The 16,711-nt window shown below is 68.0% G+C and carries 15 protein-coding genes; 11 read left to right on the forward strand and 4 right to left on the reverse strand.

Annotated elements, in window-relative coordinates; genetic code table 11:
- From DY926_RS09950 to DY926_RS09990, 9 genes are all read left to right on the forward strand, one after another.
- A partial coding sequence (locus DY926_RS09950) for an aminotransferase class V-fold PLP-dependent enzyme (protein WP_116703219.1) occupies nucleotides 1-507 on the forward strand: 507 nt, incomplete at its 5' end.
- On the forward strand, nucleotides 504-1,700 hold the full coding sequence (locus tag DY926_RS09955) for a cysteine desulfurase family protein (RefSeq protein WP_116703220.1): 1,197 nt from the start codon (nucleotides 504-506) through the stop codon (nucleotides 1,698-1,700). The genes DY926_RS09950 and DY926_RS09955, both read left to right, overlap by 4 nt.
- A gap of 27 nt (nucleotides 1,701-1,727) precedes the next feature.
- Nucleotides 1,728-2,042 (forward strand): ferredoxin family 2Fe-2S iron-sulfur cluster binding protein, encoded by a 315-nt coding sequence (locus DY926_RS09960; RefSeq protein ID WP_116703221.1) that lies wholly within the window; start codon nucleotides 1,728-1,730, stop codon nucleotides 2,040-2,042.
- A 122-nt stretch (nucleotides 2,043-2,164) separates the two neighbouring features.
- On the forward strand, nucleotides 2,165-3,259 hold the full coding sequence (gene mnmA, locus DY926_RS09965) for a tRNA 2-thiouridine(34) synthase MnmA (protein WP_116703222.1): 1,095 nt from the start codon (nucleotides 2,165-2,167) through the stop codon (nucleotides 3,257-3,259).
- Nucleotides 3,256-3,927, forward strand: coding sequence for a glutathione S-transferase family protein (locus tag DY926_RS09970; RefSeq protein WP_116703223.1), 672 nt, complete (start codon nucleotides 3,256-3,258; stop codon nucleotides 3,925-3,927). Before mnmA ends, DY926_RS09970 begins: the two co-directional genes overlap by 4 nt.
- A 4-nt stretch (nucleotides 3,928-3,931) precedes the next feature.
- Nucleotides 3,932-5,038 (forward strand): glycosyltransferase family 4 protein, encoded by a 1,107-nt coding sequence (locus DY926_RS09975; protein ID WP_116703224.1) that lies wholly within the window; start codon nucleotides 3,932-3,934, stop codon nucleotides 5,036-5,038.
- A 115-nt stretch (nucleotides 5,039-5,153) separates the two neighbouring features.
- Nucleotides 5,154-6,155 (forward strand): CobW family GTP-binding protein, encoded by a 1,002-nt coding sequence (locus tag DY926_RS09980; protein WP_116703225.1) that lies wholly within the window; start codon nucleotides 5,154-5,156, stop codon nucleotides 6,153-6,155.
- Entirely contained in the window at nucleotides 6,152-7,213 is a 1,062-nt protein-coding gene (locus tag DY926_RS09985; protein ID WP_116703226.1) for a WD40 repeat domain-containing protein, read from the forward strand. The genes DY926_RS09980 and DY926_RS09985 overlap by 4 nt, the downstream gene beginning before the upstream one ends.
- Before the next feature lie 40 nt (nucleotides 7,214-7,253).
- Entirely contained in the window at nucleotides 7,254-8,291 is a 1,038-nt protein-coding gene (locus DY926_RS09990) for a glycosyltransferase (protein WP_116703230.1), read from the forward strand.
- On the opposite strand, the gene DY926_RS09995 is transcribed toward DY926_RS09990, so the two are convergent.
- The 3 genes from DY926_RS09995 to DY926_RS10005 all read right to left on the reverse strand — a co-directional run bounded on the left by DY926_RS09995 (nucleotide 8,274) and on the right by DY926_RS10005 (nucleotide 11,796).
- Nucleotides 8,274-9,623: a chloride channel protein gene (locus DY926_RS09995; protein ID WP_116703231.1), complete on the reverse strand. Its 1,350-nt coding sequence runs from the start codon at nucleotides 9,621-9,623 to the stop codon at nucleotides 8,274-8,276. The genes DY926_RS09990 and DY926_RS09995 overlap by 18 nt on opposite strands.
- Before the next feature lie 198 nt (nucleotides 9,624-9,821).
- Nucleotides 9,822-10,724, reverse strand: a complete 903-nt coding sequence (locus tag DY926_RS10000) for a cation diffusion facilitator family transporter (protein WP_116703232.1) — start codon at nucleotides 10,722-10,724, stop codon at nucleotides 9,822-9,824.
- A gap of 22 nt (nucleotides 10,725-10,746) precedes the next feature.
- A complete protein-coding gene (locus DY926_RS10005; RefSeq protein ID WP_116703227.1) occupies nucleotides 10,747-11,796 on the reverse strand; it encodes a cation diffusion facilitator family transporter in 1,050 nt (349 codons plus the stop codon).
- 169 nt (nucleotides 11,797-11,965) lie between these two features.
- Between DY926_RS10005 and DY926_RS10010 the strand changes: the two genes are divergently transcribed.
- Entirely contained in the window at nucleotides 11,966-13,651 is a 1,686-nt protein-coding gene (locus DY926_RS10010; protein WP_116703228.1) for an NAD(P)/FAD-dependent oxidoreductase, read from the forward strand.
- A 9-nt stretch (nucleotides 13,652-13,660) separates the two neighbouring features.
- On the forward strand, nucleotides 13,661-15,070 hold the full coding sequence (locus DY926_RS10015; RefSeq protein WP_116703229.1) for a DNA methyltransferase: 1,410 nt from the start codon (nucleotides 13,661-13,663) through the stop codon (nucleotides 15,068-15,070).
- A gap of 9 nt (nucleotides 15,071-15,079) precedes the next feature.
- On the opposite strand, the gene DY926_RS10020 is transcribed toward DY926_RS10015, so the two are convergent.
- Nucleotides 15,080-16,711 (reverse strand): primosomal protein N' (locus tag DY926_RS10020; protein WP_116703233.1); only part of this gene is annotated, 1,632 nt, incomplete at its 5' end.

Consider the following 16,711-nt stretch of genomic DNA (forward strand, 5'->3'; position numbering starts at 1 on the left):
GCGCATTTCCGCAGCCTTGCTCCGCTCATGGCGGGCGGGGGACAGGAACAGGGGCGGCGCGGGGGCACGCCCGCGCTCCCCGCTATTGCGGGCATGGCCGCTGCGGCGCGGGTGGCGGTGGCGGGCATGCAGGCGCAGGCAGACCGGCTTGGCGCGTGGCGTGAACGGATCGAGGCGGCGGCGGTGGCCGCCGGGGCGCGGGTATGTGGCGCGGATGCGCCGCGCCTTGCCAATACAAGTGCGCTGCTTTTGCCCGGGCGCGCGGCGCAGACGCAGCTTATCGCGCTGGATATGGCGGGGTATGGCGTCTCGGCCGGATCGGCGTGTTCATCGGGCAAGGTGGCGCGTTCGCATGTGCTCGAGGCCATGGGGCTGGGGGATGATGCCGGTTGCGCCATCCGCGTCTCCCTGCCGTGGTCGGCCTCCGTGGAGGAAGTTGATGGTTTCATTACCGCCTATACGGCCATGGCCGGGCGGCTGGGCACGCAGGCGAAAGGCCGGACATGAACGCAGGTGACCTGATCTATCTGGATTATCAGGCGACAACCCCGTGCGACCCCCGCGTGGTGGCGGAAATGCTGCCATGGTTCACGCAGCACTTCGCCAACCCCCACAGCCTTGACCACGCCGCCGGTCGCGCGGCGCATGAGGCGGTGGAGCAGGCCCGTGCCGATGTCGCGGCCCTGCTGGGTGCGCAGGCGCGGGAGATCGTATTCACCTCCGGCGCGACGGAGGCCAACAACCTCGCCATCAAGGGCGCGGTCCGCCACCTGCTTGAGCGCGGGGATGCGCGCAGGCGGGTGATAACCGTGGCGACCGAGCATAAATGCGTGCTGGAATCCGTGCGCGACCTTGGGCGTGAGGGCTGCGAGCCGGTCATCCTGCCCGTCCGCCCCGACGGCACGCTGGACCCGGACGTGCTGGCCCGCGCGCTGGAAGTGCCCACCCTGCTGGTCAGCATCATGGCTGCGAATAACGAGACCGGGGTGGTGCAGGACCTGCCCGCCCTGGCGCCGCTGGTGCGTGGCGCGGGCGCGCTGCTGCACAGTGACCTTGCACAGGCGGCAGGCAAGGTGGAGGTGGATGTCGGGGCGTGGGATCTCGATCTGGCATCGGTTTCCGCGCACAAGCTGTACGGGCCGAAGGGGGTGGGCGCGCTTTACGTGCGCCGCAGGCCACGGGTGCGCCTGACACCGCTGTTTTCCGGTGGCGGGCAGGAGCGTGGCCTGCGCTCGGGCACGCTGCCCGCACCGCTGCTCATCGGCTTCGGGGCCGCCTGTCGCATCGCGCGGGCGGAAGGGGCGGCGGAGCGCGTGCGCGTGGCCGGCCTGCGTGACCGGCTGCTTGCGGCCCTACGGGCCGGGTGCGGCGGCGTGCATGTACATGGCGCGATGACGGGGCGGCTGGCGGGGAACCTCAACCTGCGTTTTGACGGGGTGCGCGCGGTGGACCTGCTGGCCGCCGTGCCGGGGCTGTGCCTGTCCACCGGGTCGGCCTGTTCCTCGGCCGAGGTGGTGCCCTCCTACGTGCTGACGGCCATGGGGCTGAATGCGGTACAGGCGGCACAAGGCTTGCGTCTGGCCGTCGGACGCTATACGTCAGCCGCCGATGTGGATCGCGCGGCGGTGATCCTGTGCCAGGCCGTGGCACGGTGCCGCGCGGCAGACAGCCCTTTGTCGGGCAGCCCTTCGTCGGGATGAAGGGCGCGTAGCAGGCAGGATGGAAAAATGGCGCATATGGTATTTATCGAGCGTGACGGCACGCGGCGCGAAGTCGCGGCTCCGCTGGGTCTTTCGGTACTGGAAATCGCCCACAAGAACGGGATCGACCTTGAAGGCGCGTGTGAAGGCTCACTGGCCTGCGCGACCTGCCACGTGGTGGTTGACCCCGAATGGGCGGCCAGGCTCACCGCCCCCACCGAGGATGAGGAAGACATGCTGGACTTGGCTTTCGGGCTGGAAAAGACATCCCGCCTGGGCTGCCAGATCGTGATGACCGAAGCACTCGACGGCCTTGTCGTGCGCCTGCCGCGCACGGCCTGAGGGACCGGACACGCTGCGGATGCGCCGGGTTTGCGCGCATCCGTAACATGATGTTTGACGCACGGTGCCCGTGGGGCTGATAGTCCTGCGGGCTTTGCTGTTATGGAAAGTGGAACCGAGCCATGCGCATTCTTGTGGCCATGTCCGGCGGGGTGGACAGCTCCGTCGTCGCCGCGCGGCTGGTGGATGAGGGGCACGAGGTGATCGGTGCCACGCTCCAGCTCTATGATTCGCGTGAAAGCACGAAAAAGGGCGCCTGCTGCGCAGGCCGCGACATTCATGATGCGCGCCGCGTGGCTGACCGCCTTGGCATCCCCCATTACGTGATCGACGCCGAACGCCGTTTCCAGGACAGCGTGATCGGCACCTTTGCCGATGCCTATGCCGCGGGCGAGACCCCGGTGCCCTGTGTCGCGTGCAACCAGGGCGTCAAGTTTACCGACCTGCTGGGCATGGCGCGCGACCTTGGCGCGGATGCCATGGCCACCGGCCATTATGTCCGCCGTGTCGAAGGGCCGGACGGGGTGGAAATGCACCGCCCCGTGGATGCCGGGCGTGACCAGTCATGGTTCCTGTTCGCCACCACGCGCGAGCAGCTTGATTTCCTGCGCTTTCCGCTGGGTGACATGCCGGACAAGGCCGCCGTGCGGGCCGAAGCCGAGCGGTTCGGCCTTGCCGTGGCCGCCAAGCCGGACAGCCAGGACCTGTGCTTCGTGACCGATGGCTCCTATGCCGGGCTGGTGGAAAAGCTGCGCCCCGACGTGAGCGGCGCGGGCGAGATCGTGGATCAGGCCGGGCAGGTGCTGGGCCAGCACGAAGGGGTAAGCCGCTACACCGTGGGCCAGAGCAGGCGGCTGGGCAATGCGGCCATGGTGGGCGGTGAGCGCCAGATGGTCGTGGGCATTCAGCCCGCCACCCGGCGCGTGGTGATCGGCCCGCGCACGCAGGCGGTCTCCCGCCACCTGCTGCTGCGTGACATGAACTGGCTTGTCCCGCCGCCGGGGCCGGAGGGGCTGCGCTGCACCGTGCAGATCCGCGCGCGGGAAGCGGCCCGCCCCGCCACGGTATGGCAGGCGGAGGGCAATGGCGCGCGCGTGGTGCTGGATGAAGGCGCCGTGCCCGCGCCGGGACAGGCCTGCGTGATGTATGTGGGCAGCAGGGTTCTGGGCGGCGGGTTCATCCGCCGGGCCGAAAGCGAAGGGAAAGTCGCATCATGAGTGACGGTATTCTGGTCATTGGCACGCGGCGGTATTCATCATGGTCGCTGCGTGGCTGGCTTGCCGTGCGGCTGGCCGGGCTGGATGTGCGCGAACAGGTGATTCCGCTGGCCGATAATGGCGAGACCGCCGCCATCCGCACCATCTCCCCCAATGGCAAGGTGCCCTATCTCGAGCATCAGGGCATCGCGGTGTGGGAGAGCCTTGCCATATGCGAATACTGCGCCGAACTGGCCCCCGCCGGCCTATGGCCCGCCGATGCGCGCCAGCGCGCCTATGCCCGCAGCATCGCCTCCGAGATGCATGCCGGTTTTCGCGCCCTGCGCCAGGCCATGCCCATGAATACCGGGCGTGACAACAGGCCACTTGCCGATGGCACCACGCAGGGCATCGACGCCGAGATCTCGCGCATTGACGGGATCTGGACCGAAGCGCGGCTGGATTTTGGCGCGGGTGGCCCGTACCTGTTCGGTGCGGCGTTCGGCATGGCCGATGTGATGTTCGCGCCCATCGTCTCGCGCTTCCTGTCGTACGGGATCAGCCCCTCGCCGGAATCACAGGCCTACATGACCGCCGTGCGCACCCACCCGCTGGTTGATGAATGGTACCAGAAGGCCGCGCAGGAACCCAAGGAATGGCGTCAGGCCCGGTTTGAGGAACTTGCCTGACCCCATGGCTACCCATTCCGGGCGCGTGGCGGTCGTGCTGCCCCCGCGTGAGGGGTTCGCTACCGGCGCGGTCGGTGCGATCGGCCTTCAGGTCGCGGCCCTTGCCAGCCCGGATGATGTGATTGTCGGCCCTCCTCTGGCGGGGCCATCCCTGCTGCCGGGGCATGAATACCGGCCCGTGCGGCCCGGCCTGTGGCCGCCGGGTGGGCGCGGCCTGCGTTACGCCGCAACTGTGACGCGCGTGGTGACGGACATCGCGCCCGCCGTGGTTGAGGTGCATAACCGCCCGGACATCGCCCACCATGTCGCCCGCGGTCGTCCCGGCCAGAAAATGCTGCTGGTGCTGCATAATGACCCGCAGGGCATGCGCGGTGCCGATACGCCCGCACTGCGCGCGGCCCTGCTGTCACGCATGGCGGTGGCCTGTGTATCCGGCTGGGTGCGCCAGCGCTTTGCCGAGGGGCTGCCTGCGGATGCGGCGCAATGGATCGGCCTTTCCCCCAATGGCATGAACACCCCCGCTGCCGTCCTGCCCCAGTCCGCGCGCGGGCGGGTGGTGCTGTTTGCCGGGCGCGTGGTGGCGGACAAGGGGGCGGACCTGTTCGTGGATGCCTGTGAACGGCTCGGGCCCGCGCATCCGGGCTGGCGGTTCGTGATGATCGGTGCCGACCGTTTTCGTAAGGATGCGCCCGCCACCCCGTTCCTCAACGCGCTTGCGCCACGCGCGCGGGCGGCGGGGGTGGAGATGGCGGGCTACAGGCCGCATGCGGATGTGCTCGACGCCATGGCGCAGGCCGCCATCGTGGTGGTGCCCAGCCGCTGGCCCGAACCCTTCGGCCTGACTGCGCTTGAGGCCATGGCCGCTGGCGCCGCACTGGTCGCGGCCCCCATGGGCGGCCTGCCGGAGGTCGTGGGCGATGGCGGCATCCTGTGCGCCCCGGAACCCGTGGCCGGGCTGGCGCAGGCCATCGGGACACTCATGGATGATGTCGCGGCGCGCGCGGCCCTTGGGGGGCGTGGGCGTGCGCGGGCGGCGCGTTTCAGCGTGGAACATGCCCGCGCCTGCCGGGCCGCGCAGCGCCTTGCGGCCCTGCGTGGAGGCGGTGGCTGACCGGCTTTTGGATTTTTCTGCCCCGCCGGGTATGGGACACATCGCCCCATGGCCCTATATCTGGGCCTACAAGGCTCACGCCAAGCGTCGTATAGAGTGAAAGACCGGAGGCTCCATGTCCGATACCACCCAGGCCGCGCCTGTCGCCGCAGCCCAGAACGCCCTTGTGCCGGTTACGGTGCTGACCGGCTTTCTGGGCGCGGGCAAGACCACCCTGCTCAACCATATCCTGACCGCCCAGCATGGCCGCAAATACGCGGTGGTGGTGAACGAGTTCGGTGAACTGGGCGTGGACAACGACCTCGTGGTCGATGCCGACGAGGAAGTGTTCGAAATGAACAACGGGTGCATCTGCTGCACCGTGCGTGGCGACCTGATCCGTATTCTTGGCAACCTCATGAAGCGGCGCGCGAAGTTCGACGGCATCATTGTCGAGACCACCGGCCTTGCCGATCCCGCCCCCGTGGCGCAGACGTTCTTCGTGGATGAGGACGTGCGCGGCAAGACCCGGCTGGATGCCGTGGTTACGGTGGTGGATGCCTACAACGTGCTCCAGACGCTGGATGAAAGCCCCGAGGCGGTCAACCAGATCGCCTTTGCCGATGTCATCATCCTCAACAAGACCGACCTTGTGGACGAAGTGGCGCTGGCGACCATCGAATCGCGCATCCGTTCGATCAACGCGGTGGCCCGCATCCACCGTGCGCAGCGCGGTGACGTGCCCCTGTCCGATGTGCTGGACCAGGGCGGGTTCGACCTGCAGCGCGCGCTGGAACATGCCCCCCACTTCCTTGAGGATACCAGCCACTCCCACGAGGCGGACGTGACCTCCCTGTCCTATGAAGTGGAAGAACCACTGGACGCCGCGCGTTTCCAGGCATGGATCGGCGCGGTGCTGCAGGAGCAGGGGGCCGACATCCTGCGCGCCAAGGGCATCCTGAACTATGCAGGCGAGGACCGGCGCTTCGCCTTCCAGGCCGTGCACATGATGGCCGATGGCGACTTTATCGGCCCGTGGAAGGAAGGGGAGAAGCGGGTTTCCCGCCTTGTCTTCATCGGCCGCAACCTCAACCGCCCGCAGCTTCGCCGCGGTTTTGAAAGCTGCCGTGTAAAATGAGCGAGACCATGAACAACGCCACATCCCCCTCGCTGCTGGAACGGCGCGGGGCGATACGCCAGCTTGAGGGGCAGGTCACCGGCTGCGCCATCGCGCGCGACAGCCAGCAGGTCGCCTTCGCCACGGGGGAAGGTGACGTGGTCGTTGCCAGCCGCGCGGACTGGGGCCGGTCGGATGCGTGGGATGTCACGACCGTGCATGACGGCGCGATCCTCGCCATTGCCCCCGATGCGGCTGAAACCGGCTTCCTGACCGGCGGCGACGATAACGCCCTGCGCCGTACCGCCGCCGATGGCAGCGTAAGCGACCTTGTGCAGGGTCGCCGCTGGATCGAGCACATCACGACATGGAGCAACGGCAAGGACGGCGTCATCGCCTTCGCGTCAGGCAAGCAGGTCGAACTGCGCGACGCGACGGGACATACGACGCTGAAGGTGCTGGAGCATCCCTCCACCGTCAGCGGCATCGTGTTCGACGCCAAGGGCAAGCGCATCGCGGCCTCGCATTACAACGGGGCCTCGATGTGGTTCGTGCAGGCGAAGGTGGACACCGTGCGTCCGCTGGAATGGAAGGGCAGCCATATCGGCATCGCCATCCACCCGGCAGGGGAGGCGCTGGTCACATCCATGCAGGAATCCGAATTGCATGGCTGGCGGCTGTCGGACGGGCACAACATGCGCATGAGCGGCTATCCGTCCAAGGTGCAGTCCATGGCCTTTACACGCAATGGCAAGTGGCTGGTCACCAGCGGGGCGGATACGATCGTGATGTGGCCGTTCTTCGGTGGTGGGCCGATGGGCAAGCCCCCGGTCGAGGCCGGTGGTATTCCGGGCGTGATCTGCACCCGCATCGCGTGCCATCCGGTGCATGACATCGTGGCCGCGGGCTTTGCCGATGGCTCGGTGCTGATGGCCGATACCGCAGCCCAGCGCATACTGCCGGTCTGCATGGCGGGTGGTGGCCCGGTCTCGACGCTGGCGTTCAGCCCCGATGGCTGCGCGCTGGCCTTCGGCACGGAAGATGGCCGCGCGGCCGTGGTCGATCTTTCGGCCAGATAGGCTGATGTTCCCGGCCAGGCCGGAGGGGGCGGACAGGCGCATGCGCGTGCTTCATGTCATGGCGGCCAGGGGCAACGGCGGCGCGGAACTCTATTCCACCGATGTCATGCTCAGCCTGCATGGGGCGGGGCTGGACCAGGTTACGGTCATGCATCCCGCCGCCCCCAGGGTGGCCGAGATGCGCGCGGTCGGGATGGAGGTGGATACCGCGCCGCTGCGCGTGCCCCTGCGCCCCGTCGCGCGCCATGCGCTGCGCCGCCTGATCCGGCGGATGCAACCCGACCTGATCCATTGCTGGCTGCGTCGCGCGGCGGAACTGGTGCCCCCCGGCACCGGCGTGCCGGTGATCGGCTGGTTCGGCAATTACAAGGACCTGCGCCCCTTCGCGCATTGCGACTATTTTGTCGGCTGCACGGCGGACATGGCGCGCTCCATGCGTGAACGTGGCGCGCCAGCCGATCGCGTCGCCTATATTCCCACATTCCCATCCGTGCGGCCCGAACCACCTGTTTCGCGCGCAGCCCTTGATACGCCAGCGGATGCGCCGGTGCTGCTGGTGCTCTCGCGCCTGCACCCCGCCAAGGGGCTGGAAACCCTGCTGAATGCCATGGCGCTCCTGCCGGGGTGTCATGTCTGGCTGGCAGGGGAGGGCGCGCTGCGCGAGGCGCTTGTGGCGCAGGCGGCGCGGCTGGGGCTGGGGGGGCGGATTCACTTCCTCGGCTGGCGGTCGGATCGTGGGGCGTTGCTGGCGGCGGCGGATCTGTGTGTCCTGCCATCGCGCTATGAACCGTTCGGGACTGTCATCCTTGATGCATGGTCTGCCGATGTGCCGCTGGTCGCCTGCGCGGCGGATGGTCCGCGCGCCCATGTCCGCAACGCTGAAAACGGCATGCTCGTGCCCATTGATGATGCCCGTGCCCTTTCAGGCGCGATCCGGCAGGTGCTGGATGACCCGGCGCTGGCCGCACGGATCGTGGAAGGGGGGCGACGTGATTACGAGACGTATTTCACCCCGCAGGCCGTTACCCGCCAGTGGCTGGAACTGTACGGGCGGATACTCTCAGCGCACCGCCGTTAGCGGGGGTGCCTCCGGCGGGGGGCGCTTGGCCACCGGCGGGCGGGAGGCCATGCCATCGAGGAACGCTTCCGCCAGTGCTGCATATAGCGGCTGCGAACAGATCATGCGCGAGACGCCATAGGCAAGGAAGGACGTGGCGAGCAGCGCCAGCGTCACCTGCTGGTTGTCGCACATTTCCATGACGATGACGGACGCGGTCAGCGGTGACTGCACCACGGCCGAGAAATAGGCCACCGTGCCCAGCAGCACCACCGCGCCGGGCGTGGTATGCGGCAGGAACTGCGCCACCCAGCCGCCAAACCCCGCGCCAATGGCCAGCGAGGGGGCGAACAGCCCGCCCGGAATGCCCGAACAGTAGGAAATGATGGTGGCGACGAATTTCAGGATGAAGAATGACGCGGGATAGTGCGTCTTGCCTTCAATGATCTCGTGCGCCTGGATGTAGCCGGTGCCATAGGTGATCCCGTCCGACGCAATGCCGATCACGGCCAGCGCCAGCCCGCAGGCGGCGGCAAACGCCACCGGGCGCCCCTTTGCGAAGCGGCCCAGACCGCCGGGCAGCCCGCGTGTCGCGCGGATCAGGATGGCGGAAAACACACCACCCCCGATCCCGCCCAGGATGCCGCAGGTGGGCACCGCAATCCAGCTTATGCCAATCGGCACCACCACATCGGTATGGCCGAAATAACTGTAGTTCCCCACCAGCGCGATGGCGGTGACACCCGACAGGATCACGCCTGTGAGCATCGTGCCGCTGGTGCGCTGCTCGAATGAATGGCTCAGTTCCTCGATGGCGAACACGATGCCCGCCAGCGGCGTGTTGAACGCCGCCGAAACCCCCGATGCCCCGCCCGCCAGGATCAGCCCGCGCCGCATCCCCACGGTGGACAGGTTCAGCCATCGCCCGCAGGCATGCATGATGGCGGCACCCACCTGCACGCTCGGCCCCTCGCGCCCGATGGAGGCCCCGGCCAGCAGCCCCAGCGTGGTCAGTACGATCTTGCCGCCTGCCACGCGGAGCGAGAGCAGGCGGTCAATGATGGCGAAGTTCTCGATATGCAGCGTGGCGATGGTCTGCGGTATGCCGCTGCCCTGCGCGCCACGGAACCACGTGCGCGTAAGCCATGATGACAGCGCCAGCCCCCCCGGCGTCATGACCAGCATGATCCATGGGTTGATGTGGATGATATGGGTGCGCAGTGTCGCCGCCGCGTCCGCCGCCATGGCAAAGCCCACCGCCACCACGCCCACCATGATGGCCGCGGCCCAGCAGGCCAGCTTGCGCCGCCACTGTTCGGTGGTGATGCGGGCGGAACGGCGCAGGTGGCGCATGTGCCGCCTGCGTATTTCGGTAAGGTCGGTGCGCATGACCGGCAATGCACTTTCAGTAACAGTACTGATAGACGGGACAGTACTGACAGATAAACCGGGGTGCGGCAATCCGGTTGCTGGACAAGGGGCGTATTTATCGCAGGCCAGTGTGGCGTTTTCCGGCCATCGGGCCGGGCCGCGTATGGTCCGCGCCCGGTTTCAGGGCAGGACCAGAACGCCTGTATGCTTCGCCTTGCGTTCAGGTTCAACATGAATGTTGATCAGCGCATCCCCCAGCCCCGCGCGCAGTCCTTCCTCGATCCGGTCACAGATATGGTGGGCGTTCTCGACACTCATCGTGCCGGGTACCACCAGATGGAATTCGATGAAGGTCATGGCGCCCACGATGCGCGCGCGGATGTCATGCGCCTCCAGCGCGCCGGTGGCAGTCTGGGATATGATGGCGCGAATCTGCCCCAGCGTTTCCGAATTCGGGGCCTCATCCATAAGCCCCGCGATGGAGGTCCGCATCATCTCCCAGCCGGTGCGCAGCACGTTCAGCGCGATCAGCGCCGCCAGCAGCGGGTCCAGCCACAGCCAGCCGGTCAGCGGGATCAGGATGAAGCCGCACACCAGCGCGGCGGACGCCCATACATCGGACAGCACATGGTGCCCGCCCGCCACCAGTGCGGGGGAATGGTGCGCCCGCCCCAGCCGCAGCATGGTCAGGCCCCACACAAGGTTGAGCACCCCCGCCCCGCCATTGAGCGTCAGGCCCAGCAGGGAATCGACCGGGGCGTGCATGTTGTGGAAACCCACCCATGCCTCATGCGCGATGGTGATGGAGGTGATGACGACCAGCACCCCCTCGGCCACGGCAGACAGGTATTCGGCCTTGTAATGGCCATAGGTATGGTTGTGGTCGGGCGGCAGGCTGGCCACGCGCAGCGCCCACAGACCGGCTACGGCGGATACTACGTTGATGATGGTCTCGATCGCATCGGAATACAGCGCGATACTGCCCGTGACCCGCCATGCCGCGTATTTCAGGCCCAGTGCGAGGATGCTGACTGCCAGACTGCACCATGCGGCAAGGATCTTGGTGCTGGTTTGGGAAAATATACGCAACAGACGGGCCTTGGTGTCAGAAACTGTGGGCGCTGGCGAGAACGCAGTGATCGGCATCGGTCAGGGTTTCAATCTGGAAAGTGGGGTGAACAATGCCAAAGCGTCCCTGCAGTTCCTGCGCCGCCCGGTGCAGCAGGCCCTCGGTTGCGTCACCGCTTTCACCGGGCCTGCGTACCAGGTGTACCGTCAGCGCCGTCTCGGTGGTGCTGAGCGGCCAGATGTGCAGGTCGTGCAGGTCACATACGCCGGGCAGGGTGCGTAGATAGGCTTCGACCTGTGCGGGGTCAATGCCACGCGGCACGCGGTCCAGCGCCATGTCCAGTGAATCACGCAGCAGCGACCATGTGGCCACGATGACCGACAGCGACACCAGCAGGCAGATGACTGGGTCGATGCGCAGCCACCCGGTCAGCAGGATCAGCCCGCCCCCCGCCACCACCGCAAGCGACATGAGGGCATCCGCCGCCATGTGCAGGAACGCGCCGCGCAGGTTGATGTCCGTCCTGCCGCCGGAGGCGAACAGAAGCGCGGTGCCCCCATTCACCACAATACCGATCCCGGCCACCACCATGACCGTGCCCCCCGCCACCGGATGGGGCTGGACCAGGCGCAGCACGGCCTCCCACATGATGCCGCCGGTCACGACCAGCAGGGCCACGGCGTTGCCCAGCGCCGACAGGATGGAAGACCGGCGCAGCCCGTAGGTATAGTTGGCGGTGGGCGTGCGGCGTGACAGGACCTCAGCCAGCCATGCCGCCCCCAGCGCCAGCACGTCGGACAGGTTGTGCCCCGCATCCGCCAGCAGCGAAAGCGCATGGCTGCGCACGCCCCACGCGGCTTCCCCGATCAGGTAGGCAAGGTTGAGGCCGATCCCCAGGGCGAAGGCGTTGCCATAGGACGCGGGCGTATGCACGTGGTGGTGGCCGAACAGGCCGCCATGCCCGTGGTCATGCCCGCAGCCATGGTCATGGCCCTTATGGTCCTCATGGCTGTCATGGTGCGTGTGGTCGTGGTCGTGGCTATGGGCATGACCGGCATCGTCATGTTTGTGGTGGCATTCGCCCATGGGGCAGCATCCGTTCAGGGACAGGGAATTTACAGGGTATCGCCACTTTCCTAGCAGAAGGTTGCGATGTCCAACCAGCACTTAGCACATTTCGTGCCGACACCCGGCATGATATGGCAACGCAGGCCCCGCACGGGCCTTGCCCGCACCACCATGGAACCGTGACCCGATGATCAGACTGACCGAACTGCGCCTGCCGCTCGATCATGCCGAAGCCGTGCTGAAGCAGGCCGTGGCCGCCCGGCTTGGCGTGGCGGAGGCTGATGTGGGGGAAATCAATGTTTTCCGCCGGGGTCATGACGCACGCAAACGCGGTCGGATCGTGCTGGTCTATACGGTGGACTGCGTGGTGCGCGATGAAGCGGACGTGCTGGCCGCGCATGCGGGCGCGCGTGACATCATGCCCACGCCGGACACGACCTACCGCTTCGCCATAAGCGATGGCGCGGAAATTGCCGCGCGCCCGGGGTATGTGCGCCCGGTCGTGATCGGGGCGGGGCCATGCGGGCTGATGGCGGCGCTGGTGCTGGCGCAGATGGGCCTGCGCCCGCTCGTGCTCGAACGCGGGAAGGCGGTGCGCGAGCGCACGGTCGATACTTTCGCGCTGTGGCGCAAGTCCATCCTCAACCCCGAAAGCAACGTGCAGTTTGGCGAGGGCGGGGCGGGCACCTTCTCCGATGGCAAGCTCTACAGCCAGGTCAGCGACCCCCGGCATTACGGGCGCAAGGTGCTGTCCGCCTTCGTGCGCGCTGGCGCGCCGGAGGAGATACTCTATCTCTCCCGCCCGCATATCGGCACCTTCCGGCTGGTCACGATGGTCGAGCATATCCGCGCCGAGATCGAATCCCTTGGCGGGGAATACCGCTTTGGCGCGCATGTCAGTGATTTCATAAGCCATGATGACGGCGCGGGCAGCCGCCGTATGACCGGCCTGCGCCTGACCGATGGGGAGGAGATCGCGGCCTCCCATGTCATTCTGGCCATAGGCCACAGCGCGCGCGACACATTCGCGGCGCTGCACGCGGCGGGGGTGGAGATGGTGGCCAAGCCCTTTTCCATCGGCGTGCGGATCGAACACCCGCAATCCATCATCAACACCGCCCGGTACGGGCAGCCGGAAAACGTGTCCCTGCTGGGGGCGGCGGATTACAAGCTGGTGCACCATGCCAGCAATGGCCGGGCGGTCTATTCCTTCTGCATGTGCCCCGGCGGCACGGTGGTCGCCGCCACGTCCGAGACGGGGCAGGTGGTGACCAATGGCATGAGCCAGTATTCCCGCGCCGAGCGTAACGCCAATGCGGGCATCGTGGTGGGTGTGACGCCGGAGCGCGATTACCCCGGTGGCCCGCTGGCCGGGATCGCCTTCCAGCGCGAATGGGAGCGCCGGGCGTTCGAGGCCGGTGGCGGCGGCTATTTCGCGCCCGCGCAACTGGTCGGGGATTTTCTTGATGGCCGGGCCTCGACCTCCCTGGGGGATGTCGTGCCGTCCTATCGCCCCGGTGTTACGCCAACCGACCTGACCACCTGCCTGCCCGGCTTCGTGACCGATGCGATACGTGAGGCGCTGCCCACGTTCGAGCGCAAGCTGGCCGGTTTTTCCATGCGCGACGCGGTCATGACCGGGGTGGAGACGCGCACATCCTCCCCATTGCGGATTCCGCGCGGGGCCGACGGGCAGGGCCTGAACCTGCGTGGCCTGTTCCCGGCCGGTGAGGGAGCGGGATATGCCGGGGGCATCCTGTCCGCCGGGATAGACGGCATCCGCATTGCGGAGGCGGTGGCCCTGTCACTTGCCGGGCGGCAGGTGGATCAGGCCATGCGGCGCGGCATGGTCCATGCCTCCGACGCGCAGTAACGCGACGGCATGAACTGGGCGGCCCCGGCCCGCTATGGCGGCCTGCACGGCTTTCATCGCTACTGGGGCAAGAAGCCGCTGGAGCCGCTGTGCCATCTTGTCGCACTACTCAGCCAGCCGGGTGATATCGTGGCCGATCCCTTCATGGGCACGGGCGCGATCGCGGGGGACGTGGTGCGCGGGGGCAGGCGGTTTGCCGGGGCCGATCTCAACCCGCTGGCGGCACGGCTGGCCCGGTTTCAGGCCCGGCCGGGTGAGGTGGGCGGCATCCGCGCGGCACTGGCCGACATGGCGCGCGCCCAGCGCCCGGAAATAGAACGGACCTATCACACGACCGACGGGCGGGTCGCGACCCATATCCTGTGGAACGGCGCTGAAATCGAGGCCGTATGGCTCCGCCCCCGGACCGGTCGGCTGCGTGAATCCCGTCCCGCCCAGCCCGCGGACCATGCGGGTGCGGCCCGGCATGCGGGTTATTACCCCCATGGCTGGCGCCGTCTGGCGTTGTTTGACAATGGCCGGATCAACGCGCGCGCCGGCCTGGACTGGCCCGATCTATTCACCGGCCGCGCGCTGCACAATATCGACATGCTGCTGGGCGCGATCCGGCGGGTGGGGGACATTCCCACGCGGCGCGCGCTGGAACTCACGCTTACGGCGGGGGTGGGCCAGATGTCGCGCATGGTCTGCGCGCTGACACGGCAGGGGCGGGTTGATCCGGGTAGCTGGACCATGGGCTACTGGCGTCCCGCGCGGCATTTTGAATGTAATGTCTGGAACGGCTTTACCCTGCGCGCGGGCCGGCTGCTGCGCGCGCTGGGAGGAGATGACACCCCCCGCGCGGTGCCGCTGGTGGAACTGCCCCGCCTGCTGGCCGGAACCACGCCCGCCGCCACGCTGGCCTGCATGGATGGGGCGGATTTCGTGGCGGCGCTGCCCGTGGGGAGTGTGCAGCTTGTCCTGACCGACCCGCCGCATGGCGACCGTGTGCCCTATCTGGAACTGAGCGAGATGTGGAACGCCATGCTGGGGCTGGACGTGGCGATGGCGCGCGAGATCGTGGTGTCCAACGCGCGCGGGCGGGACAAGGGCACGGCGGCGTATGACCGCGCGCTGTCCGGCATCATGGTGGGGTGCGCGTCACGGGTCCGGCCCGGTGGCTTTGTGGTGAGCGTGTTCAACTCTGCCCGGCGTGGTGACTGGAGCGGCCTTGCCGCCACGGGGCGGCAACCGGGCATGGTGCTGCTGGGGTGCATGCCGCTGGCCTATTCCGCCGGTTCGCTGGCGCAGGACCTGCGGCCCGGCGCGCTGCGGGGGGACCATGTGGTGGTCCATGCGCGCCTGCCGGTCGATCCCGCCCGCCATGCCGCGCTGCGCGCCCTGCCCGGCTGGCGGGAAGGCGTGCTGCCGGGCATGTAGCTGGCCACCCTACAGGAAGGAGACGGGGTCGATATCCACGTCAATGCGCGCCCCGCGTTCCGGCCTGACCCGGCTGAGCCATTCCCGCACGATGGGCTGCACCGCGATATTGCGCCGCGCGCGCAGCAGTAGCCGGTGGCGGTGCCGCCCGCGCAATATGGCCAGCGGGGCGGGGGCGGGGCCAAGCACCTGCACGCCATCAAGGCGCGGGGCGTCCTGACCCAGCGCGCGTGCGGTCAGTTCGGCGGCATCAGGCGTGTCGGCGCTGACGATCAGGGCCACGAGCCTGCCATAGGGGGGCCAGAAACCGGGGCGGCGCTGTTCGGCCTCCTGCTGCATGAAACTCTCGAAATCCCCCGAGACCAGCGCCTGCATGACCGGATGGTCGGGCACGTAGCTCTGCAACAGCACGCGCCCCGGCGCCTCGGCCCGGCCCGCGCGGCCCGCGACCTGATGCAGGAGCTGCACCGTGCGCTCCGACGCGCGCAGGTCACCGCCCCCCAGCCCGAGATCCGCATCCACAATGCCCACCAGCGTCAGGTGCGGGAAGTGCCAGCCCTTGGCCACGATCTGCGTGCCGATCACAAGGTCGATCTCACGCCGGGCTATGCGCTCGACAGCGGCGGCGGTGGCGGCGGGGCCGTTCAGCGTGTCGCTGGCCATGACCAGTATCCGCGCATCGGGGAAGGTGGCGCGCGCCTCCTCCGTTATCCGTTCCACGCCGGGGCCGATGGGGGTCAGGCTGTCGGGGTCGGCGCATTTGGGGCAGGTCTGCGGGATGGGTTCGTCATAACCGCAATGGTGGCAGGTCAGGATATGGCGCGCGCGGTGTTCGACCAGCCACGCGGTGCAGTTGGGGCACTGCATGCGGTGGCCGCAGGTGCGGCACAGCGTCAGCGGCGCGTAGCCCCGGCGGTTGAGGAACAGCATCGCCTGTTCGCCACGGCCGATGGCGTCGTTGATCGCGCCCGTCAGCAGCGGTGACAGGAACAGCCCGCGCTCCGGCGGGTCGGCGCGCATGTCCAGCGTGCTGACTTCGGGCATGGTGGCGTTGCCATGGCGGGCATTGAGCCGCAGGTGGCGGTAACGCCCCGCGCCCACGTTGGCCAGACTTTCCAGGCTGGGCGTGGCCGAGACCAGCACCACCGGCGCGCGGCTCATGCGCGCGCGGACCACGGCCATGTCACGGGCATGATAGGTCACGCCGTCTTCCTGCTTGAAGGCGGTTTCGTGCTCCTCATCCACAATGATCAGGCCAAGCCGGTCAAAGGGCAGGAACAGCGCCGAGCGCGCCCCCACCACCACGCGCGCCGTGCCGTCGGCCACCGCCCGCCACGTCACCCGCCGCAGGCGGCCGCCCAGATCGGAATGCCACAGGGCGGGTTCCGCGCCAAAACGGCGGGCGAAGCGGCCGGTCCACTGGGCGGAGAGTGCGATTTCCGGCAGCAGGACCAGCGCCTGCCTGCCTGCCTCAAGGCATGCGGCTATGGCCTCCATGTAGATTTCGGTCTTGCCCGAGCCGGTCACCCCTTCAAGCAGGGTGATGGAAAAACTGGCCTCCACCACGCGGTTGCGCAGTTCATCCGCCACCTGTGCCTGTTCCCCCTCCAGCCGTGGGGGGCAGTGCGCGGGGTCGGGGGG

This window comes from Komagataeibacter melaceti (assembly GCF_003403295.1).
GTDB lineage: Bacteria > Pseudomonadota > Alphaproteobacteria > Acetobacterales > Acetobacteraceae > Komagataeibacter > Komagataeibacter melaceti.

Coding starts and splice junctions, on each gene's coding strand:
- DY926_RS10010 (WP_116703228.1), top strand. CDS start 11,966: ATGATCAGACTGACCGAACTGCGCCTGCCGCTCGATCATGCCGAAGCC.
- DY926_RS09960 (WP_116703221.1), top strand. CDS start 1,728: ATGGCGCATATGGTATTTATCGAGCGTGACGGCACGCGGCGCGAAGTC.
- DY926_RS09985 (WP_116703226.1), top strand. CDS start 6,152: ATGAGCGAGACCATGAACAACGCCACATCCCCCTCGCTGCTGGAACGG.
- DY926_RS10015 (WP_116703229.1), top strand. CDS start 13,661: ATGAACTGGGCGGCCCCGGCCCGCTATGGCGGCCTGCACGGCTTTCAT.
- DY926_RS09990 (WP_116703230.1), top strand. CDS start 7,254: ATGCGCGTGCTTCATGTCATGGCGGCCAGGGGCAACGGCGGCGCGGAA.
- DY926_RS09995 (WP_116703231.1), bottom strand. CDS start 9,623: ATGCGCCACCTGCGCCGTTCCGCCCGCATCACCACCGAACAGTGGCGG.
- DY926_RS09975 (WP_116703224.1), top strand. CDS start 3,932: ATGGCTACCCATTCCGGGCGCGTGGCGGTCGTGCTGCCCCCGCGTGAG.
- DY926_RS10005 (WP_116703227.1), bottom strand. CDS start 11,796: ATGGGCGAATGCCACCACAAACATGACGATGCCGGTCATGCCCATAGC.
- DY926_RS09980 (WP_116703225.1), top strand. CDS start 5,154: ATGTCCGATACCACCCAGGCCGCGCCTGTCGCCGCAGCCCAGAACGCC.
- mnmA (WP_116703222.1), top strand. CDS start 2,165: ATGCGCATTCTTGTGGCCATGTCCGGCGGGGTGGACAGCTCCGTCGTC.
- DY926_RS09970 (WP_116703223.1), top strand. CDS start 3,256: ATGAGTGACGGTATTCTGGTCATTGGCACGCGGCGGTATTCATCATGG.
- DY926_RS09955 (WP_116703220.1), top strand. CDS start 504: ATGAACGCAGGTGACCTGATCTATCTGGATTATCAGGCGACAACCCCG.